The sequence below is a fragment of the Paenibacillus sedimenti genome (assembly GCF_014534655.1).
Lineage (GTDB): Bacteria > Bacillota > Bacilli > Paenibacillales > NBRC-103111 > Paenibacillus_E > Paenibacillus_E sedimenti.
In genome coordinates this window covers 139,959-160,994 of record NZ_JACVVD010000004.1, presented here as the reverse complement: position 1 = coordinate 160,994, position 21,036 = coordinate 139,959, and the positions used below count along the sequence as shown (strand labels likewise).

At 44.7% G+C, this 21,036-nt stretch carries 20 protein-coding genes; 12 read left to right on the top strand and 8 right to left on the bottom strand.

The window, feature by feature from the left end; all coding sequences use genetic code 11:
- Positions 1-43 precede the first annotated feature (43 nt).
- Both xylB and ICC18_RS13340 read right to left on the bottom strand, forming a co-directional pair.
- Positions 44-1,561, bottom strand: a complete 1,518-nt coding sequence (gene xylB, locus ICC18_RS13345) for a xylulokinase (protein ID WP_188175315.1) — start codon at positions 1,559-1,561, stop codon at positions 44-46.
- Between the two features lie 151 nt (positions 1,562-1,712).
- Positions 1,713-2,201: a GNAT family N-acetyltransferase gene (locus ICC18_RS13340; protein WP_188174921.1), complete on the bottom strand. Its 489-nt coding sequence runs from the start codon at positions 2,199-2,201 to the stop codon at positions 1,713-1,715.
- A gap of 162 nt (positions 2,202-2,363) precedes the next feature.
- On the opposite strand from ICC18_RS13340, the gene ICC18_RS13335 reads away from it, so the two are divergent.
- On the top strand, positions 2,364-3,710 hold the full coding sequence (locus tag ICC18_RS13335) for an Nramp family divalent metal transporter (protein ID WP_188174920.1): 1,347 nt from the start codon (positions 2,364-2,366) through the stop codon (positions 3,708-3,710).
- Between the two features lie 186 nt (positions 3,711-3,896).
- Positions 3,897-4,286, top strand: coding sequence for a DUF1499 domain-containing protein (locus ICC18_RS13330; protein ID WP_188174919.1), 390 nt, complete (start codon positions 3,897-3,899; stop codon positions 4,284-4,286).
- Between the two features lie 57 nt (positions 4,287-4,343).
- On the opposite strand, the gene tpx is transcribed toward ICC18_RS13330, so the two are convergent.
- Positions 4,344-4,862 carry a thiol peroxidase gene (gene tpx, locus ICC18_RS13325; RefSeq protein ID WP_188174918.1) on the bottom strand — a complete coding sequence of 173 codons (519 nt, stop codon included), beginning with the start codon at positions 4,860-4,862 and terminating at the stop codon, positions 4,344-4,346.
- 156 nt (positions 4,863-5,018) lie between these two features.
- On the opposite strand from tpx, the gene gltC reads away from it, so the two are divergent.
- Positions 5,019-5,912 carry a glutamate biosynthesis transcriptional regulator GltC gene (gene gltC, locus ICC18_RS13320; protein WP_188174917.1) on the top strand — a complete coding sequence of 298 codons (894 nt, stop codon included), beginning with the start codon at positions 5,019-5,021 and terminating at the stop codon, positions 5,910-5,912.
- Positions 5,913-5,969: 57 nt separating this feature from the next.
- Here the strand turns inward: gltC and ICC18_RS13315 are convergent, their stop codons facing one another.
- Together ICC18_RS13315 and ICC18_RS13310 are read right to left on the bottom strand one after the other, a co-directional pair.
- A complete protein-coding gene (locus ICC18_RS13315; RefSeq protein ID WP_188174916.1) occupies positions 5,970-6,659 on the bottom strand; it encodes a zinc metallopeptidase in 690 nt (229 codons plus the stop codon).
- 24 nt (positions 6,660-6,683) lie between these two features.
- Positions 6,684-7,124, bottom strand: coding sequence for a MerR family transcriptional regulator (locus tag ICC18_RS13310; RefSeq protein ID WP_188174915.1), 441 nt, complete (start codon positions 7,122-7,124; stop codon positions 6,684-6,686).
- 306 nt (positions 7,125-7,430) lie between these two features.
- On the opposite strand from ICC18_RS13310, the gene ICC18_RS13305 reads away from it, so the two are divergent.
- Genes ICC18_RS13305 through ICC18_RS13295 form a run of 3 tightly spaced genes read left to right on the top strand, consistent with a single transcriptional unit; the run spans position 7,431 to position 10,708 of the window.
- Positions 7,431-8,816 carry an ammonium transporter gene (locus ICC18_RS13305; protein ID WP_376745634.1) on the top strand — a complete coding sequence of 462 codons (1,386 nt, stop codon included), beginning with the start codon at positions 7,431-7,433 and terminating at the stop codon, positions 8,814-8,816.
- 38 nt (positions 8,817-8,854) lie between these two features.
- Positions 8,855-9,937 carry a DUF294 nucleotidyltransferase-like domain-containing protein gene (locus ICC18_RS13300; protein ID WP_188174914.1) on the top strand — a complete coding sequence of 361 codons (1,083 nt, stop codon included), beginning with the start codon at positions 8,855-8,857 and terminating at the stop codon, positions 9,935-9,937.
- 36 nt (positions 9,938-9,973) lie between these two features.
- Complete coding sequence (locus ICC18_RS13295) at positions 9,974-10,708, top strand: exonuclease domain-containing protein (protein ID WP_188174913.1); 735 nt, start codon at positions 9,974-9,976, stop codon at positions 10,706-10,708.
- Here the strand turns inward: ICC18_RS13295 and ICC18_RS13290 are convergent.
- Both ICC18_RS13290 and ICC18_RS13285 read right to left on the bottom strand, forming a co-directional pair.
- The gene (locus ICC18_RS13290) at positions 10,702-11,118 is read right to left on the bottom strand and encodes a M67 family metallopeptidase (protein WP_188174912.1); all 417 of its coding nucleotides are present in this window, start codon (positions 11,116-11,118) and stop codon (positions 10,702-10,704) included. The two genes, ICC18_RS13295 and ICC18_RS13290, sit on opposite strands and share 7 nt — an antisense overlap.
- 80 nt (positions 11,119-11,198) lie before the next feature.
- Positions 11,199-12,512, bottom strand: a complete 1,314-nt coding sequence (locus tag ICC18_RS13285; protein ID WP_188174911.1) for an MFS transporter — start codon at positions 12,510-12,512, stop codon at positions 11,199-11,201.
- A 134-nt stretch (positions 12,513-12,646) separates the two neighbouring features.
- On the opposite strand from ICC18_RS13285, the gene ICC18_RS13280 reads away from it, so the two are divergent.
- A complete protein-coding gene (locus ICC18_RS13280) occupies positions 12,647-13,180 on the top strand; it encodes a TlpA family protein disulfide reductase (protein WP_188174910.1) in 534 nt (177 codons plus the stop codon).
- A gap of 66 nt (positions 13,181-13,246) precedes the next feature.
- Here ICC18_RS13280 and cimA read toward each other — a convergent pair whose 3' ends face one another.
- Complete coding sequence (gene cimA / locus ICC18_RS13275; RefSeq protein ID WP_188174909.1) at positions 13,247-14,866, bottom strand: citramalate synthase; 1,620 nt, start codon at positions 14,864-14,866, stop codon at positions 13,247-13,249.
- Between the two features lie 219 nt (positions 14,867-15,085).
- Here cimA and ICC18_RS13270 point away from each other — a divergent pair, with 219 nt between their 5' ends.
- The 5 genes from ICC18_RS13270 to ICC18_RS13250 all read left to right on the top strand — a co-directional run bounded on the left by ICC18_RS13270 (position 15,086) and on the right by ICC18_RS13250 (position 21,012).
- Complete coding sequence (locus tag ICC18_RS13270; protein ID WP_188174908.1) at positions 15,086-16,378, top strand: DNA polymerase IV; 1,293 nt, start codon at positions 15,086-15,088, stop codon at positions 16,376-16,378.
- A gap of 12 nt (positions 16,379-16,390) precedes the next feature.
- Complete coding sequence (gene mobB / locus ICC18_RS13265) at positions 16,391-16,888, top strand: molybdopterin-guanine dinucleotide biosynthesis protein B (RefSeq protein ID WP_188174907.1); 498 nt, start codon at positions 16,391-16,393, stop codon at positions 16,886-16,888.
- 66 nt (positions 16,889-16,954) lie between these two features.
- Entirely contained in the window at positions 16,955-17,188 is a 234-nt protein-coding gene (locus ICC18_RS13260) for a ferredoxin (RefSeq protein ID WP_188174906.1), read from the top strand.
- Between the two features lie 169 nt (positions 17,189-17,357).
- The gene (locus tag ICC18_RS13255) at positions 17,358-19,205 is read left to right on the top strand and encodes a CHASE2 domain-containing protein (RefSeq protein ID WP_188174905.1); all 1,848 of its coding nucleotides are present in this window, start codon (positions 17,358-17,360) and stop codon (positions 19,203-19,205) included.
- 13 nt (positions 19,206-19,218) lie between these two features.
- Positions 19,219-21,012: a FecR family protein gene (locus ICC18_RS13250; RefSeq protein ID WP_188174904.1), complete on the top strand. Its 1,794-nt coding sequence runs from the start codon at positions 19,219-19,221 to the stop codon at positions 21,010-21,012.
- Positions 21,013-21,036: the final 24 nt, after the last annotated feature.

Below are 21,036 nucleotides of genomic sequence, written 5' to 3'. Positions count from 1 at the left end.
CCAGTTCTTCTTTTAAAGAAGAACTGGGGTTGATTCTTTTATTTCATTGTCGGGCAAGGTCGCTTAATTGATGAAAAGTACTTTGCAATGTGCTATACAAGTTCCGGTAGATTTGATAGTAAGCTTCGTATTGCTGATGATTACTATCGTTAGGCTCCACCCGGTCAACGACTTGGATCCATTTCTCACATAAGGCGGTTATATCCTCGTTCAATACGCCGGATGCTGCCATAATTGCAGCTCCGTATGCAGGACCGTCGGTTGAGTTTACTGTGACGACAGGGATGCCAAAGATGTCGGCAATCATCTGACGCCAGAACGGACTTCTGGCACCGCCGCCATTAACACGAAGTTCCGTCACTTCAATTCCGGACTCTTTCATGATCTGAAGGGAATCGCGCAATCCGAACGTGATGCCTTCCAGCAGGGCACGGGTGAGATGCGCTTTCCCGTGACGCATGTTCAACCCGATGAAGCCGCCGCGCGCCTTCGGGTCGGGATGGGGCGTACGCTCCCCGGACAGATAAGGCAGGAACAGCAGGCCTTCGCTGCCAAGGGGAGCGGTAGCCGCTTCGGACGTCAAGATCTCGTAGACGTCCTTGCCTTCCTGCTTCGCACGTTCCAGCTCCTCGTGCGCAAAATGGTTGCGCCACCACTGGAACGAGCCGCCGGCAGCAAGCATCACACCCATGCGGTGCCATTTGCCCGGCACCCCGTGACAGAAGGAATGAAGCCGGTACGCTTCATCCACTTGGTAGGTATCGTCGTGGACGAAGACGACACCGGACGTACCAAGCGCCACGGAGGCGATGCCTTGGCGCACTACGCCGACGCCGACGGCGCCGCACGCCTGGTCGCCGCCCCCGGCGACGACCGGCGTGCCGGCGGCCAGCCCGGTGAGGCTGGCTGCCTCCGGCAGCAGCCGGCCGGCCACGTCGCCGGACTCAAAGAGCGGCGGCAGCCATTCCATCGGAATGTCGAGCCGCTCGGCGACGGTCCGCGACCAGCTGCGGCCCGCTACATCCAGCAGCAGCGTGCCGCTTGCGTCGGCCATGTCCATGCCGAACGCGCCCGTCAGGCGCAGCCTGACGTAGTCCTTCGGCAGCAGCAGGTGCCGAACGCGCGCATAGTGCTCCGGCTCATGCTGCCGGAGCCAAATGACCTTGGGCGCGGTGAAGCCGGTCAGCGCCCGGTTGCCCGTCAGTCGGCCGAGTTCGGCTTTGCCGACGGCAGCCTCGATGTAAGCGCACTGCTCCGCCGTGCGCTGATCGCACCAGAGCAGCGCAGGCCGGATGACCTGCTGCGCTTCGTCCAGGAACACCGACCCGTGCATCTGGCCGGAGAAGCCAATGCCGGCAACTTCCTCGCCGCGGACGCCGGTTTTTTCTAGCAGCGCACGTATGCCCTGCACCGTACCGTTCCACCAATCTTCAGGATGCTGTTCGGCCCATCCCGGATGGGGCTGCTGCAGCGGGTACTCGACGCTGTGGCTGCCGATGACGCGGCCAGAGTCATCTACGAGAATGCATTTGACTGCAGAAGTTCCTAAATCTAGACCCATGAAATACGACAAGTTGATTCACCCTTTTTTAGTTAAATTGGAGGATAGAGCAGCTTATAATTTAAGAATCTTTGTTTGTTTAATGAATATACAAAGATCTAAGTTAAATATATTCGCAGTGTAGAACAGAATTCCTTCTTTTGCCCTTTATTTATTTAAGATTTAAGCTCATTTCATGCCATTGAATTCCTCCGTGTGTGGAAGATGAAGGGGATACGTAGTGAAAGCCGTGTTTTACGTAGAACTCGATTAAATGCTCCTCACACATCAAGACGATTCCTTTTAATTGATCTCTCTTGGCTTGTTGAATGACATGTTTCAACAGCTTGGAAGCAATCCCTTGTCGCTGATAATCAGGATGAACGGCGATGGTTAATATACAGAAATAGGTTCCGTCTGAAGCAAATTCAGCAACTTGCTTGATACTGTCATCAGCAAGATGAACGTTATGAAGCCTAACTCCATTCGTAACGCCAACAATCTGTTCTTCAATCTCTGCCAACAGGAAATAAGTGCCGAATAATTCCTTTCTCATAAAGAAAGCTTCAAGTGTAGCAGCAGCTTCTGGAATATATACAGTTTTTTCGATTTTATAAGCATCACGCATATCTTGGTCATTTATCGCTGATCGGATAATCATGGTTATGATACTCCTTTAAATTCTTATTTTTTTGCTTGAAGGCAAATTATTTTCTTGATTGCATAATTGTTTACCTGTGGCATAAGGTGAAAATGTGTAGTATAATAGCTTTGAAAGTTTCCTTGTGGCAACATTATTGGTTGTGAGAAAGAAGGTGTGCCTATGGAAGTGGCGTACAAAAAGCCTGAAAATGAACAAGGAGGCTGGAGAAGGGATTCGCCGATGCCCAGCTTGCCCGAAGTTCATCAAAGTTTACTTGTGCCTAAGAATGCTAGTTTCTTTCGCAAACTGCTTGCTTTTGTAGGACCGGGCTATTTAGTTGCGGTCGGATATATGGATCCAGGGAATTGGGCGACGGATTTAGCCGGCGGTTCTCAATTCGGATATACATTATTGTCGGTTATATTAATTTCGAATCTAATGGCGATTCTCCTGCAAGCATTGTCAGGTCGGTTGGGAATCGCAACCGGCAGAGATTTAGCGCAGGCGTGCCGCGACCATTACAGCAAACCTGTCTCTTTTGGACTTTGGATTCTGTGTGAATTGGCCATTGCGGCCTGTGATCTGGCAGAAGTCATCGGAGCTGCGATTGCCTTAAATCTTTTGTTCGGAATTCCTCTCATATACGGTGTTATTTTTACTGCTCTCGATGTATTGCTTGTATTGCTGCTTCAAAAGAAGGGCTTTCGTTACATCGAAGCAATGGTCATCAGTTTAATTGCGCTCATTACGGTTTGTTTTGTTTTTGAACTTATTTTTTCTCGACCTGATTTTCAGGCCGTTGCAGCAGGCTTTATTCCTACGGCGCAAATTGTAACGAACCCAGCTATGTTATACATTGCTCTAGGTATTCTTGGGGCAACAGTAATGCCGCATAATTTATATTTGCATTCTTCAATTGTTCAGACTCGCAAATTCGAGCAAACGCTTGAGGGTAAGCGTTCTGCTATTAAATTCGCAACGATAGACTCTACAGTCGCTTTAATGCTTGCTCTATTCGTGAATGCAGCGATTCTCATCCTATCTGCCGCAGCGTTCCATTCAGCAGGGCAAGAAGTTGCTGAAATCCAGGATGCATACAAATTATTAGGACCGATGTTGGGTACTGGGGCTGCGAGTATTTTGTTTGGCGTAGCGCTTCTCGCATCTGGGCAAAATTCTACGCTTACCGGAACTCTAGCCGGTCAAATTGTCATGGAAGGCTTCCTTAACATTCGCTTGACACCGTGGCTGCGACGATTAATTACACGCTTGATTGCCATTGTGCCGGCAGTTATCGTCATTGGCATTTATGGGGAAAGTGGCGCGACCGATTTACTCGTACTCAGCCAAGTTATTTTGTCCCTACAGTTATCATTCGCAGTCATTCCACTCGTTAAATTTACTTCGGATCGAAAGAAGATGGGAGCTCTTGTCGCGCCGCGCTGGATGTCTGTGTTGAGTTGGATCGTGGCCATTATCATTGCAGGGTTAAATGCTTATTTGCTTTATGGTACCATTTTCGGATAATTAGCCATTAAAGAAAGCAGGGATGAAGTTCATCCACTGCCTTTTTGGTATTTAATGGATAGATTCATGTCATTTTCATAGCCTATTCATTTTCCCTCTTTTTCTTAAGGTTAAACAATGGTAAGATAGAAAATAGTGTAGAAATGGCAAGCGGTCTATACACTTCATTGAAGGGGGAACAGGCTTTTGCTAAAGAGAACTTTGATAGGATTGCTTCGTAGTCACGAAACAACCGGAGAGAAAGCGAGAGATCCACTGCTCAAAACTAGGTATTACAAGCTTCCTAAGGATCAGGTTTGGGAAGAAGTTACAGCTGTTCTTAAGAAAACGCCTGGGTACAAGCTGCTTCATGAAGTCCAGAATGTTGGTGAAATTCTCGCTGAACGTCGTACCATGCTTGGGCGAACACAAGATGTTACCTTAACTTTGTTTGGGATTAATCCGGTTAAGACCGCCGTTGACATTTACTCCGCTTCACGTGGATCCTTAGGGGATCTCGGTTCAAATTATCGTACGATCTTGGATATTTATAAACAATTGGATCGTAAGCTTGCTCCATATAAAATTGACGGTTAACAAAAACAGCAGGGAAGCTAGGCCTCCTTGCTGTTTTATTTGTTTCATAAGTTTAAATTAGATAAGTTTTTTCACAGCTTCTACAGCTGCTTCATAATTCGGATGAGACGTCATTTCGCCGAGGTACTCTACGTATTGTACAGTATCATTTGCATCGATGACAAAGATGGAACGCATATCAAGCTGAAGTTCTTTGATCAGCACGCCATAAGCTTCGCCGAAAGATTTTGTTTTGTAGTCGGACAAAGTAACGACTTTGTCGATTCCAGCTGCACCGCACCAGCGGGATTGCGCAAACGGTAAGTCAACAGAGATGGTCAGAACCGCTACGTTGTCGCCAAGACCTGCTGCCTCTTCGTTGAAACGGCGAGTTTGAGCGTCGCAAACGCCAGTATCCAAGGATGGAACAACGCTGATCAGCTTTACTTTGCCTGCATAATCTGCGAGGGAAACTTGAGTCATCAAATCTTTGTTGACTGTGAAGTTAGGTGCTTTGTCGCCAACTTTGATTTCGGGTCCTACCAGTGTGATTGGATTGCCTTTAAGGGTAGCAACGCCTGTACGTTCTTGTGCCATGATTACGTTTCCTCCTTTATTTTCCATACCAAAAATATCAACTTTTTTATTATAAGCTTTTTCAAGTTAGGTTGTCCAATCGATCCCGCAAGGCTATAATAAGACCGTGACAAGTAAGCGTTACCGAATGACATAGATAGTTGGGGGATATACGTAGTGGAGTTAAGACAACTGCAATATTTCGTCAAAGTTGCCAGAAAGCAGCATGTCACACAAGCTTCAGAGGAGCTTCATGTCGCTCAATCTGCTGTAAGCCGGCAAATTCATTTGCTTGAAGAAGAACTTGGTGTGAATTTGTTCGTGCAGAAAGGCCGAAATCTGCATTTAACCTCAGTCGGACATTTATTCCTAAGCAGAGTGGAAGGGATACTTACTGACTTAGAGCGTGCTGTAGGGGAGATTCATGAATTTCTCGACCCGGAAGCGGGGGAGATTCGTATCGGTTTCCCTCATAGCTTAGTCCTTAATTTGCTTCCTGCAGTTGTTGCGGCATTTAAAAAGGATCACCCCAATGTGAAGTTCAGGCTTCGCCAAGGTACTTACACGAGCCTGATTCGTGATGTCACCAAAGGGGAGATCGACCTGGCTTTCATCTCGCCGTTCCCTGAGTCCCATGAACATGTGACGGGGGAAATCTTGCTCACCGAAGAATTGTTTGCCATTTTGCCTGCTAATCATATTCTAGCTGAGTATACATCCATCCGCTTGGAGCAGCTCAAGCAAGAGTCTTTCGTTATGTTCAGTGAGGAGTACACATTGCGTTCGATCGTTATGGAAGCGTGCCTTAAGGCCGGCTTCGTGCCGAAGATTGAATTCGAAGGCGAAGAAACGGATACAATCCGAGGTCTCGTAGCGGCCGGTATGGGGGTTAGTTTGCTGCCGGAGATGGCCTTGACGGAAGGCGGTCAAATGCAGCCGGCCAAAATACGCGTGACGGATCCGCAAGTAACCCGAACCGTAGGTCTTATTAGCCGAAGCGGTGAAAAATTACCGTTAGTGGCCGAGGTGTTCCGACGGTTCTTGCATGAATATTTTCAGCTCATGAAATGAAAAAAAGCTTTCCTTCAGAGTGCGAACTGCACTTCTTGAAAGGAAAGCTTTTCTTGTTTATTCGTCGTCACTGCGGCTGTTGAAGATCATGATATACTTCAGAAGTTCAAGCACGGAGATTAATGCCGCTGCGACATAAGTAAGTGCTGCAGCGTTCAGTACTTTCGCTACGCCGCGTTCTTCCTCGTTGGAGATGAAGCCTTCGGCGACCATCAGTTCGCGAGCTCTTGAACTTGCGTTGAATTCAACCGGCAATGTGATGAGCTGGAACGCGACCGCTGCAGCAAAGAACAGAATGCCGAGTCCGAGCAACCAAGGTATTTGTTGAAAGAAGAAACCGGCTAGGATCAGGATCGGTGCAATACCGGAAGCGATATTCACGACTGGGAACATTTGGTGTCTCATAACGAGCATCGGATAATGTACCTTATGTTGAATCGCATGACCGACTTCATGACAGGCCACAGAGACGGCTGATATGGAGCTTTCATAATATACAGGTTCGGATAAACGAACAGCTCTGGCTAAAGGATCGTAGTGATCGGTAAGTCGGCCTGGCACAGCTTCGACCGGAACATCATAGAGTCCGTTGGCATCAAGCATGCGTCTAGCCGCTTGAGCACCGGTCATTCCCGAATAGATTGGAACGTCTGACCATTTGTTAAACGTTCCCTTCACTCGAAAAGAAGCCCACAGGGAGAGTCCGAAAGCAATAATAATGAGAAAATCCATTGGGTGAAAAAACATCCTGCATTCCTCCGTAGTATTTCATTATGAGAACGGGTTTTTACCAAGAAGTACAATTAGAGCTTCAATACAGGCAGCGGTGGGCTGCGTTAACATTTTATAAAGTTTCTTCATCTGATTCGGCTTCAATTGCTGAATGATCGGTCCGAGTTCCTTGGCTTCTTTCATTAACTGTTCCAGATGAAGCTGGATGGATGTTAGCTTATCTCTCACTGCGTCATCATGAGAAACTTTATTCAGTTCCTGTATATTCACCTTTATTTCTTCTAGGGTATATTTCTCGTTCTTCATTGTTTCAATACGCTTAAGTCGTTTCAAGGTTTCATCATTATATAGGCGATAATTCGTATCCGATCTTTTCTCTGGTTCGATCAAACCCAACTTGGTGTAGTAATCAATGGTTCGAGGACTAACATCGGCTAACTTGGCTAATTCTCCGATTTTATAAAGCTTTCCATTCCCCATTTCAATATCACCTCTGCTCATGCAAATATACATAATCTACTATTAAGACTAATGATAACTGATTACAAACCGTACAGTCAAACGTAATGCCTGTCAAACTTGGAGTGGCTATGGAAGAGGCGATACGTTGCTATTTCTTCCATCTATGAGGGAAAACACGAATTATGCCTGTTAGATGTCAGGTTATTTTTCGTTTTTTTCTTATTTTTAATGAAAATCCTATTGTCAAACCCAACGGTCCTGTATATAATGACATTAAGAATTTCATTACGTGTTATAAAAACTAACATTAAAGGAAGTGGTCGTGTGGTTAAGAAGTTATTGTTAGCTTTCGGTATCATGTCATTATTATTCCCAACACTCGCGTTTGCAGCAGAAGACGCAACAGCCCCTCAACTCCAAAGCGCAATTAATGCGGTATGGGTAATGCTGGCGGCGATACTGGTCATCTTCATGCAAGCTGGTTTTGCTCTTTTGGAAGCCGGTTCTACTCGAATGAAAAATGCCGGCCACGTTGCCGGTAAAACCATCCTCACATTCGGATTATGCGCGATTGCTTTCTGGGCAGTTGGTTTCGGTTTTGCTTTCGGTGATGGCAATGCCTTCTTCGGAACTACAGGATTCTTTGTTTCCGGATTGGAAGATCAGGCAGCAGCAGCATTCAGTTCCTTATCTTACTCTGATGTCCCTATCGGTATTAAATTCTTGTTCCAATTGGCATTCGCAGGCGTATCCTTGGCGATTGCTTGGGGCGGATTTGCTGAGAGAGCGAAGCTTCCAGTTTACTTCATCTTCGGTATTCTGTTCACAGTAGTTATCTATCCGATCGTTGCTCACTGGGTATGGGGCGGCGGCTGGTTAAGCAAATTGGGTATGCAAGACTTTGCAGGTTCTACAGTCGTTCATCTTCAAGGTGCAACAGCAGCTCTTGTAGCTACAATCTTGCTGAAACCACGGATTGGCAAATATAATAAAGATAAAACGCCAAATCTGATTCCGGGTCACAACCAAGTTTTGTCCGTACTCGGTGTTATCATCCTATGGATTGGTTGGTTCGGTTTCAACCCAGGTAGTACGTTAAGCGCTATGAATGACGGTTTCTTCGGTTACATTGCATTGACGACAAATATGGCTGCCGCGGCAGGCGGCGTTGCAGCACTGGTTATTTCTTGGATGTATTTTGGTAAAGCAGATATTCCTAGTATGTTGAATGGCGTTCTCGCAGCGCTTGTTGCGATCACAGCGGCTTGTGCGTTCGTAGACACTTGGGCAGCCATCGTGATTGGCGCAGTGGCAGGAATTGTTACATTCTTCACAGCTCAATGGTTTGAAAAAGCTGGTATCGACGATCCGGTTTATGCTTTCTCCGTTCACGGTATCGCGGGTATCTGGGGAACTTTATCTACAGGTTTATTCGCTACGCCTGAACTTTCCGCAAAAGTTGCTGTAGGCGGCCCTGGATTGTTCTATGGCGGCGGGTTCCACCAATTAGGCGTTCAAGCACTGGGCTTAGCCGGAGCATTTGTATTCGTACTAATTCTTTCCATTATCATCTTGGGTATCCTTAAAGCGACTATCGGTCTTCGTGTCACGGAAGAAGAGGAAATTATCGGTCTGGACTTGTCTGAACATGGTTCCTATGGTTACCCGGAACAAATGAAAAAAGCTAATCAAAGCGGCGTGTCCGTGTAATTCACTAACACTTTCTACTAGAGCGAAGGGGATGCAACATGAAACATCTCTCCATGGAACGGATCTTGGAACGCATTCATCTGTCTGAACAATTCGATGAGTTGCGCATCACCCGGGATCAGGTGCATGAGATGTTTCGTGAGCATCTCCTTTTCGCCTACTCTCCTGATCTTGGTCGAGATGTGAATGAAATTCATGACTCGTTCATTCGAAGGACGATCGAAATAGCTGAACATATGCTGGAGGATCAAGGTCATGGGAAACCGCCTGTTCCGTACGCGTTCATGCTATTCGGCAGCGGAGGACGCAGCGAACAAACGCTTTGGAGCGATCAAGACAACGGTTTGATTTACGAAGATAATAAGAATCATACAGAGGAAGAACTGGAGAATTATTTTGCCAGGCTCGTGGATTGCATTCTTCAAGGTTTAGAGGTGCTTGGCTACCCGCCTTGCGAAGGGAACGTGGTTTCGAGCAACAGACAGTGGAGAAAGCCGCTATCTCATTATATAGAGATGATGATGGGATGGCTTGAAGAGCCGAGTTGGGAAAATGTCCGTTATTTGCTTATTATGGCCGATATGCGATGCGTCTATGGCTCTGAGTGCCTTGTAATCCATTTGAAAAATGAATTGTTGACGTATGTCCGGAACAATCCAGGCATTCTTAAGTATCTGCTTTCCAACACGCTGCATCACAAAATATCGTTAGGTGTATTCGGTCATCTCATAAGAGAGCGTTATGGGGAAGATGCTGGTGGATTTGATATTAAATACGGTGCTTATATACCTATTGTAAACGGTATACGTTTGTTGGCGATTCAATCCGGCATTCAATCGTCATCCACATTAGAGCGAGTAAGTCAGTTGAAGGATCAATTATTCATTACAGATGTTTATGCGGATGAGTGGCGTCAAGCCTTTGGAACTGCACTGAAGCTTAGAAATTTGACCCCGTTTCAAATCAGTGAAGGGCTTTATACGACGAGAAGCAAATTAAGCGCTGATCAATTGACTAGGGAGCTTAGACAAGAATTGAAGCATTGTTTACGTGTTGGTATGGGTTTGCAAAAATATGTAAAAAAATCGATAGAAACTCAATTAGAAAAAGAGAAAAGTTAGAACCATTCGGATTGGATAGCGTGGAGGTGGTTAGGGATGAAAGATATGCGTCCGGCAGGCCGTATGTGGCATTTGTATAAAATGGGAGGTCTTACGCCGGCCATTACTTCGATGTTTGATGTGCAAAGCGCTCAGCAGATGGCATTTATACGATCCATGCTCAAGGAGCAGAGGAAAAATTCACTCTATGATATCCCGTTGCATTCGATGGAACTCGTCGTATTTGACTTGGAAACAACGGGCTTTTCTCCATATAATGGGGACGAAATCATTTCTTTTGGTGCTGTATCCGTCATCGGCGGAGAAATCCAGTACGATCAATCCTTTTATAGTATAGTCAATCCGAAACGTAAAATCCCTGATGACATTGTGGAACTGACAGGGATAACGAACGGAATGGCTTCGGATGCTCCTGAATTGATCGTTGTGCTGCGTGATTTTTTGGAATTTGTACAGCAAAAAGTACTAGTCGCTCATGCTACAGGTCATGATAAAAATTTTTTAAACGCAGCTTTATGGCGGACATCCAAAGTAAGCTTGTCTCACCGCGTGCTGGACACGATGATGATTGCAAAATGGCTGATGCCCAAAAGAAAAGATCTAAGCCTGGATTCGCTGCTGCACGCATACGAGATTCCTGTAACGATGCGCCACCATGCGCTGGAAGACTCGCTTATGACAGCTCAGTTGTGGTCCAAATTTATGGAAGAAATTAAATCTAGAGATGTCGATACACTAGGCGATTTATATGCTTTGTTAAGCCATCACTGACCGATGACAAACGAAAGTTTGTGAGCGGAGGTCAGGGGGGCTTTTTTTATTTGATAGATTTGCAAGTCAGGTGTAGAAGGCTTGAGAAGCGAAAGAATCCAATGTGTCGGGATTGTATGCCATAATGTTTCCAAATCTGCTTTAGAGGGAAGGGCAGGCGCAGTGGGATGAGAATGGAAGATCCCGATAACCGGATTTGCAGGGTCCGTCAGGAATGGAATCATTTCTTGGGGACTCATTGAAAAATGATGCTCCGGATTCCTGGCAAGATTGTTTAGCGGAATGAAAGATTTGGTTTGAATATCGTAATGAATCGATCCGGTGATGAGTCCACACGCCTCGTGGGGGACCATGCTCAGTGCGTATTGAACGATCGTATTATAAAGTTCTGCTCGAATATGGACGATCATGCGTACTCACCTCAAATCTGCGTGGATGTAGTTATTATAAGAGTTTGCGCTATGAAAAAACAGACTCCGCATGGAATCTGTCAGTTTACTTGTCCTTTAGGTTTGATTAAGAAAAACACGAGACCTAATGTAATGAAGGCAAGTGAGGATACTGTAATGAAGATAGCCTTGTGTGAAATATTCATCAGCCAACCGAAAATCGGCGGGCCAAAGGCGACACCAATGAAGCGCAGACTATTATACAGTGACGTGATCATGCCGCGCTGCTCCCGCTCTACAGAGCCTGTAATCATCGTGTTTAAACAAGGCAACAAGAGCCCTGTACCAATGCCGCTTAGCGTCAATAATCCAATGAAAATATAAAGATTTGTATTGAGGAAGATGGTCAAGGCAAGTGAAATTGTCATTAAGATAAGCCCTATGTTCATTAACCATCGCATTAAGGTGCCATTTTTTTTGATAAGTGCACCTGTGGTATAAGCTGTTACCACTTGTCCTAATAAAGGAATCGCGAGAACAAGTCCTTTTTTCACGCCTTCGATGCTGTACGGTTCTTCCTCTAAGATTTGGGATAAATAGAAGAGGACTCCGAACAGTATGAATAAGGCTAGCGATCCTGCGAAAAAAGATGTGATCAGCCATCGCCCTTTATCTTTGAGTATGCTGCCAATTTGCCCGATATATGCTTTCAAAGCCTGAGGTTCTTGTTTCTTCTTCGGCTCTTTGATCATGAAAATAACCGCCAGTAAGGCTAGCAGGCAAAATACAGGAAAGGCAAAAAATGGAGCAAACCATATGAGCAAAGCTAGCAGGGAGCCGAATATCGGACTTAGCACTTTACCCGTCCCGTTCGATGCTTCGATCAAACCTAATGCTTTGCTTTCGGTTCCCCCTTTGTACAGATCACCGACAAGCGCCATGGCAATAGGTGCTGTTCCGGCAGCCCCAAGGCCTTGTATAGCCCGCGATATGATCAGAATGGTATAAGAGTTCCAGATCGCACCAAATCCCGCGAGAATGCCTGCAGCGCCGTATACAATGAGTGATGGTATAATGACGGCTTTTCGTGAAAAGCGATCCGACAAATATCCGGAAATGGGGATAATCAATCCGGCTGTGACGGAAAACAATGTAATGACCAGGCTGCTTTGAAAGCGGGAAATGCCCATTCTTTCCTGCATGTCCGGTAAGATCGGTACAAGCATTGAATTGCCGAGGACAAGCACTAGCGGAATAGTTGCAATAGCGATAAATTCCCAGACGTGCCCTTTAGAGGACGCATCCTTCTTTGTACTTCCGCTTTTTTTTCTGTTCTTTTTTTGAGCTTTGGGATTTTCGTCCAGAACTTCACTCTCAAAAATGATGTTGAGTCTTCTGTTCTTTGTTTTTTCCATCCTTCTACTCCTTCTCACCGCGTCTGTAACCTTACTTTTCCCCTTCCCAGCTGAGACATACTTTACAGTTCTTCCTCAGATGTTGGAATTCTGACGAATTGGAGATAATATAGACAGAGTGGAGGTGCGAGAGTTTGAAAAGGAACGTGTTCATACTAGCTTTTGTCGTATTGCTTGCTGGATTTGCCGTATATCAGAATGCTCAGCACGCAAATAAAGAAACCATTCTGCCTACCGAGCAAGCACCTAAGGTGAATTTCCTGGCGCCCTCATTTACCTTAACGGGACTTGATGGGAAGGAGTATGCCATAGGCGGTCCCAGAGAGAAGCCGTTGTTAGTTAATTTTTGGGCCTCATGGTGTGGTCCGTGTGCGGCTGAAGCTCCAGACTTAGTGGCGATGTATAAAAAGTATGAAGGCCAGTTTGATTTGTACGCAGTGAATGTAACGCCCGGAGATAAGATGGATAATATTAAAAAATTCGTAGACGAGTATAAGTTTCCTTTTCCCGTGCTGCTCGATAAGAAGGGAGAGAACGCTGATATATACCGCGTTGTTGCTATTCCTACAAGCTTCCTTATTGATAAGAATGGAGTTGTCCGCGAGGTTATTCATGTCTTGTCTCCGCGAGAACTTGATAAGAAGATCGCCAACTTAATTAAAGGCTGAACAAAGAAAAAAGCTGCCGAAGGGTCTTAAGACCAACTTCTTGCAGCTTTTTTATACCGAAAAGCATTAATGATTGACGAGTCCAAGTCGTTCTTGTTGTTCTTTGTTAGCAGGCTCTACACGGGTTCTACCCAATAAAGCATAGCGTAAGCTATCGACCAGCGCATACCAACTGGCTTCGATAATATTGCTCGATACGCCAAGTGTATTCCAAGAGTTATTGAAATCGGTTGTTTCCATTAATACCCGAACTTTACCTGCTGTGGCGTCTTTTTCATCAAGAACGCGAACTTTATAATCAGATAGATGAATCTGTTGAATATCAGGATAGTACTGAACCAGCGCTTTGCGCAGCGCATTATCGAGCGCATTGACCGGACCATTGCCCTCTGCCGCGGTATAGATCGTCTCTCCATGTACTTTGACTTTGACAATTGCCTCAGAGACGACAGCGTGATTGGCAGTCTTCTCGACGAGCATTTTAAAAGACTCAAGTGTGAAAATTTCTTCAAGTCCTTCAAAAGCTTCACGCAACAGCAGCTCAAGGGAAGCGTCCGCACCTTCGAATTGATATCCTTGATGTTCGAGATCTTTAATCTTCTCGATGATTTCTTTCGTTTTTTGATGCTCGTTATTGAAATCAAGATTAAGCTCTTGCGCTTTGACCAGCACGTTGCTCTGTCCGGCAAGCTCAGAAACCAACACGCGTTGCTTGTTGCCTACGAGCTCAGGTATGATGTGCTCATATGTGCTTGCATCTTTCAGAATCGCAGATACGTGAATACCGCCTTTATGAGCAAATGCAGCATTACCGACATAAGGTTGGTTAACAGGCATATGTGTGTTAGCTATTTCGCTAATATAACGGGAAACTTGAGTTAGTGATCTTAGCTGCTCATCAGAAATGACATCGTATTTGAGCTTCAATTGCAGATTAGGGATAATCGAGCTCAAGTTTGCGTTGCCACAACGTTCTCCATATCCATTAATCGTACCCTGCACTTGTCCTGCGCCTGCTTGAACCGCTGCCAGACTGTTGGCTACACCCAGTTCACAATCATTATGCGCATGGATGCCGACGGCAGTGGTTACATGTTGTTTAACGGCAGTAACGATCGCACTAATTTCGCTAGGTAAAGATCCGCCGTTCGTATCGCATAATACGATCCAATCTGCACCGGCATCCTGTGCTTTTTGAATCGTTTGCAGCGCATATTCAGCGTTATTCTTGTAACCGTCGAAGAAATGCTCCGCGTCATAAATGACTTCGAGTCCTTTGCTTTTCAAATAGCGGACAGAGTCATAGATCATGGACAGGTTTTCTTCGAGGGACGTTTGAATCGCCGTATGCACATGGAAATCCCAAGACTTTCCGAAAATAGTAGCGACTTGAGCGCCTGATTCAACGAGTCTGTTGAGATTGATGTCGTCTTCAGCATTCGAGTTTTTGCGTCTCGTGCTGCCAAATGCCGTAATTTTGGCGTTGGTAAACTTCATGTCGCGAACGCGATCGAAGAATTCTATGTCTTTGCTGTTGCTGCCCGGCCATCCGCCTTCAATATAATGAACCCCAAGCTCATCCAGCTTGCGGGCAATTTTTATTTTATCCTCGACGGATAAGCTGATGCCTTCTCCTTGTGTTCCGTCTCTTAAGGTAGTATCGAAGATTTTGACTGATGTTGGCATGGGTTCCTCCTTCAAAAGCTAGCAGACTGACTGAGATTGTGCGTACAAGGGAGTTAGTGAGCTTGCTTTAAAGCGTTAATGTATAATTAACGATTATAACATAATTCTAATTGTAAGGACATCATATCGCAAAAATACGTTTGCTTGGAAGTATATTTTTTTGTATGCTGAAGTTGGCTTTCGCTGATTACGGCAATTGTAGGGAGGTGCCCGTGAAGGATGTCCGTTCATCATCATTATCCCAAACATGGAAGAGTCATTCTTCATATTGATATGAATGCCTTCTATTGTTCAGTACATGAAGCGGTTGAGCCTCATTTGTACAAAGGTAAGCCTATTGCCGTAGCAGGGAGTGTGGAACTTCGTAAAGGTATTATCGTGACCTCATCATACGCGGCGCGTCGAATTGGCATCAAGACCGGTATGCAAGTACGGCAAGCATTGCGGTTATGTCCGGATTTGATCCTCATTCGACCCGATTTCGATTTGTACCGGGACTTCTCGCGACGATTTATGCAAATTGCTTATAGCTTCTCCCCTTTAGTAGAGTCTATGTCGATTGACGAGTGCTTTGTAGATATTACTGGGTCCAAGCAATTTGGAACCCCCCTTGAAATCGCAACCGGAATTCAACGAAGGATCATGGATGAGTTAAAGCTTCCGTGTTCGATTGGCGTAGCGCCCAATAAATTGCTTGCCAAGATGGGATCTGATATGAAAAAGCCTAATGGCATTTCGGTTGTGCGCCTGCGTGATGTTCCATACTTATTGTGGGACAAACCATGTCATTATTTGTACGGGATTGGTAAGAAAACAGCGGACAAATTAATCAAGCTTAATATACATACGCTTGGGCAATTAGCGAAGGCCGATGAGAAACTGCTGACCAGACACTTTGGCATTATGGGGACTCATTTGAAGCAATCAGCAAACGGAATTGACCATTCTCTTGTTAATCCCGAGCAGGAGCAGAGCAAATCAATAGGGCATACAACAACTTTACCGAACGATCTTACGGATAAGAAGGAGATTTATCGCGTATTCCTGAACTTGGCGGATCAAGTGGCCAGAAGATTACGCAAACAAAAATTAGTGTCATCTACGGTGCAGATTACAATCCGTGATCCCGAGATGCGAACCATCACAAGATCGGTAACGTTACAAACACCAACTGAGCACTTAGATGAGATCTATAAAACATCTTGTCAGTTATACGATCACCATTGGGAAGAAGGGAATCCGATCCGGCTGCTGGGCATTACTTTGCAAAATTTATCAGCCAAGGAAGAGACGGCTATACAACTGGATCTATTTGATTATGAAAAACAGCCGCGTAAAGATCAGTTGAATCGGATCATGGACCAGCTTCGGGATAAATTCGGTGAGAATGCCATTTTGACAGCTGGAATGATGGGCGATGATCCTTCAGCTTTAATTAGAAATCATAAAGCAAGAGGCACTTCCCTTCAGATGGATCATCTGAAAAACAGACCGCTGCATCAGGACGATTAGAGGTGAGATGGTATGGCTTGTCATGTTGGATTTGCCGGCTATTCCAATAGCGGTAAAACCACTTTGATTACTAAAGTGCTTGTTGAATTCCAACGAAGAGGTTATCGAATAGCGGTAATGAAACACGACGCACATGGACATTATAAAGAAGCAGCAGGTGCTGATACGACATCCTTCATTGATGCAGGTGCTGAAGCGGTTGTGACTTTATCCCCTGAAGCGGTGCGTATCTATGAAAGGAAAGCAAATCCTGACCTTCAAGAACAGCTACTTGTACTAGACCATTATGATTTTGTTTTTATTGAAGGATTCAAGAAGGAGAAGTATCCAAAGATTGCAGTCTTTCATACAGTGGAACAAAGTCAAATCATGCGTGTGCTTGATCCTGCACCGATTGCCATTGTGACAGATTTGGATTATACCGCAGATGGTATCCCTACGTTTCATTCGGATGATGTGCAGGCGATCAGCCATTTCATCGAAGGCTATTTCAAGGCTAGTCAATATTAAGGTTTGAACTTTATAAGCTTTTATATTATATTTTACATTGAGGATATCTTGAGGAGGAGTACAAAAATGGCAAAGTATACGTTTGTTGATAAAGAAACCTGCATCGCTTGCGGCGCATGCGGTGCGACTGCGCCTGACATCTACGATTATGACGATGAGGGTCTGGCTGAAGTTATTTTCGACGGAGACGGCAACAAAGGGGTAACTGAAATTCCGGAAGATCTGTATGATGATCTGCAGGATGCACAAGATGGATGCCCAACCGATTCCATCAAAGTGGCGGATTCGCCTTTCAACTAATCTAAAACAAGACATGATTTTGTGAATTTCACAAATTGTCGAAAGAGCTCAGTTCCTATCAAGGGAATGGGCTTTTTTTTTGATACATTTTGTATAAGTTTGTAACTATTCATTGCCATTTTGTACACACCATCTTACAATAAAACTAGTAAGCATATGGGAGGAACTTATGGGCAGGAAGAATTGGTTACAGACTCTGGCCGCAGGAATTGTCTTGATGTTGTTATCGACATATTTCTACACGGTCAACTCGAGCGGCTTATTTTATTTTCTTGAGAATCCGCTTCAAGATATCATGCGAAAAGCCAAATCGATCGATGAACGACAGCCTGAGGATCGAATAAAAATTGTAAAAATTGACGAGAAGTCGTTAAAAGCCATAGGAAAATTCCCGTGGGACCGAACCACTTATGCACAAATCATTGAGAAATTGGAGCAATCAGGTGCAGCAGCCATCGGTATAGACGTAGTCTTGGCCGAACCTTCGAAAAACCCCGCCGACGATAAGGCTTTGGCTGATGTTTTGGCCAAATACGATAACGTCATATTGCCCGTTCAAATCAATTATCCCTCCAAGCAACAGCAAGCAGGCGATCTAGTCCCCGAGAAAATCGACTATCCCTCCACAACGTTAACAACGAATAAAAATCAGATGGCGCATATTAATGTGCTTGTTGATAAAGATGGCAAAGCTCGGAAACTTCCAGTCGGCTTGCCGGATGAGAAAAATCAATACATACCTGCGTTTAGCGTTGCGCTTGCGAATTTAGTTTTGGATGAGAAAGAAAAAGTAAGTCGAGACGACGCAACCGGACAATGGAAGCGCGGAAATATCGTCATGCCTACCAATGAAAGGAATCAAGTAACGACGGAATTCTTCACATTGCCAAGGCAAAAAGTAGATGCGGATACAGGCTATGAAACCCTTTCGTTCGTCGATGTGTTAAATAGTAAAAATCCGTTACCGCTCGAAGGGGCGATCGTACTTGTAGGTCCTTTTGTCACGGCCATGCAGGACGAATATCCGACCCCGATTAGCGCTGTCAAAATGTTTGGGATTGAGATTCATGCCAACATGATTCAAACCTTGCTGGAGAGCAAATTTTATAAAGATGCGAGCAAGCCCGTTGGTACCGGTATTATCATTCTCTTATCAATCCTTGCTATTGTTTTGTTTGAGAGATTTAAAGGAAGATCAGCTTTATTTATTTTCATTGGCATGTTCATTGTTTATGACCTGATTTGGCTGTTTAGCTACACGGCCGGGTCGATATTCATACCTATCGTCTATCCGCAGTTTGCACTCATTACCATTTATATCTGGTCATTAGTTAATCATTATTTGCAAGAACGCAAGGAACGCAATCGTGTAACGGGAATTTTCGGCAGATTCGTTTCGAAAACAGTCGTAGACGAGCTTCTGCAATCTGGTGAAGATGTGAAGCTTGGCGGGAGCCGCAAAGATATCTCCCTTATTTTCGTCGATATTCGCGGGTTTACGCCAATGTCAGAGCGGCTTGAGCCGGAGCAAGTCATTCAAGTCTTGAACGAGTACTTGGATGTTTGTACGAAGGCGATTTTTAAATTCAACGGCACGCTTGATAAATTTATTGGCGATGGCGTTATGGCTATGTTCGGGGCACCTATCGAATATGCGAACCATCCGGAAATGGCTGTCCGCGCTGCAATAGAAATGAAATCGCAAGCGGATATTCTGGAACAAAACCTTATTGAAAAGTATGGGATTGGCGTTAAATTCGGGCTAGGCATTAATAGCGGTCCGGCAGTAGTAGGTAACATTGGCTCCGAGGATTTGAGACTTGATTATACGGCAATCGGTGACACCGTTAACTTGTCCGCGAGACTGGAATCGAATGCCAAGCCAGGACAAATATTGATCAGTGAGCATACATATGCGAGAGTGAAAGACCTTTTCCGAATTGAGCCGGTTGGTGAAATCAAAGTTAAGGGAAAAGAAAAGCCCGTTATGGTGTATGAAGTCATCGGGCAATTATGAGGAGGAATGTAGAATGCAGTTCACAAAAAAATCATTTTTTTCTTTATTTGTAAGCTTTTGTATGTTGTTTGGTTTCCTATCTGCCATACTTGTCAATCCTGCAGAGGCAAAGACCGTTCGTGTGGCGGTGATCACTTCTCTTAGCGGTGAGGTTACGGTTAAGAAAGGCGGAGGCTCCAAAACCTATGATGCTTATGAGAACATGAGCTTAAATCAGGGTGATACTCTTTATACGGGAACGGATTCATCGGTAACGCTGAACTTGAGCAATGGAGACGCTGATGTCACATTAGGTGATAACGCTGAGTTGAACGTTTCGGATCTGAATACGTCCGACGGCAATAAAAAATCGAAGTTAAAGATTTGGGCTGGATCCATGTGGGTTAAAGTCAAATCATTAGCGGGTTCAAATGATGAATTTGAGGTGGAAACACCAACGGCGGTTATGGGTGTACGCGGAACGCAGTTCTTCGTAGGCGTTGACCCGCGTTCAGGTAAAGCCAAGATGGCTGTAGGTGCCGGCAAAGTTTCGGCTACCACTGTTATTAAAGACGGAAATAACTTCCAAACGAAAAATATTACTTATCTTTATCCGACGCAACAAATTTCTCTGGGTTCCAGAGATGAAGTTACCGATCCATCGTTAAAAGTAGAATTTATCAATTTAAAAGATATTGTTAAAGATGCTTCGCCTAGTATTATTCAGGCTATCATTGATAATAAAGCCCAAATCGATAAGGAAAATGATGAGTTCATTGCTAAGAAAAAGAAAGAGCTGGAAGAAGGCAAAGCTGCGAAGGACGAGACTTCATTGTATTTGAAGAATCTGGCTGATCTCGACAAAGTAAAGCGGAATTTCGATAACCTCGTTGGCAATATCGCCAAACAAGCTGTAGCGGATAATAAAATCTCCAAGTCTGTAATGGAAAAAATTATTGAAGGGGCTAATAAGAAAATTCCGGATCCTAATCGGTACTTAGACCTCGATAAGGTTCAAGAGCTGGACAAAACAGCTGGCGTGGATCCGGAGTTAGAGAAGAAGAAACAAGAGGAACTTAAAAAACTAGAAGCTGCAATGCTCAAGAAGCAAGAAGAGGAAGATAAGAAATTAGCGGAAATTAAAGCGAAATTAGATGCGGTTCTTAAGGCAGCAGAAGAAGTGAAGAAGAAAATAGAGGAAGCGAATAAAAAGGCAGCTGAAGAGGCTGTGGCAAAGGCAAAAGAGGTTCTGAACAGTCAGAATGGTAGTACGACTCCAGCGCCGACAGCTGGTGGTAATGATGATAATGATCCAACACCATCACCAACACCAAAAGTGAGTCTTTCAGCCGGGACGCATAATCCATTGACTAACACTTTCGATCTGAAAATTAACATGAGTGATTTTAACGGGTTGAATGACATTTATGCGGTTGAAGTTCATTTGCTGTATGGTGATAACTCAGAATCTGAAAGTCATCCGTACATTTACTATCATAATGAATCGGATAATCTGGAGTCTGGCATTTTTGATTCAACCAAAAGTGCGTACCATATTCAAGAATACTACGGTGAATCTCAGCATGAGCTTGTATATGCCATAACCAATTATGGCAGTGATGCCGGTAATGTAGAGGTGAGTGGAACCAAAACCTTGGTGACGATACCGTTCCATGCATATAGCATGGAGAATACGATTGCGAGCATTAAAGTCGGAAGCATCACCATTGTACGCAAGGATTCAAATAATAATGTTCAGACGCTAAACATCCCGGTAACGAGCATTGATCCAGCAATCGTCTCAATAATAGGTACCGAACCTAGATAAGTTCGTACCAGCTATTTATACAAG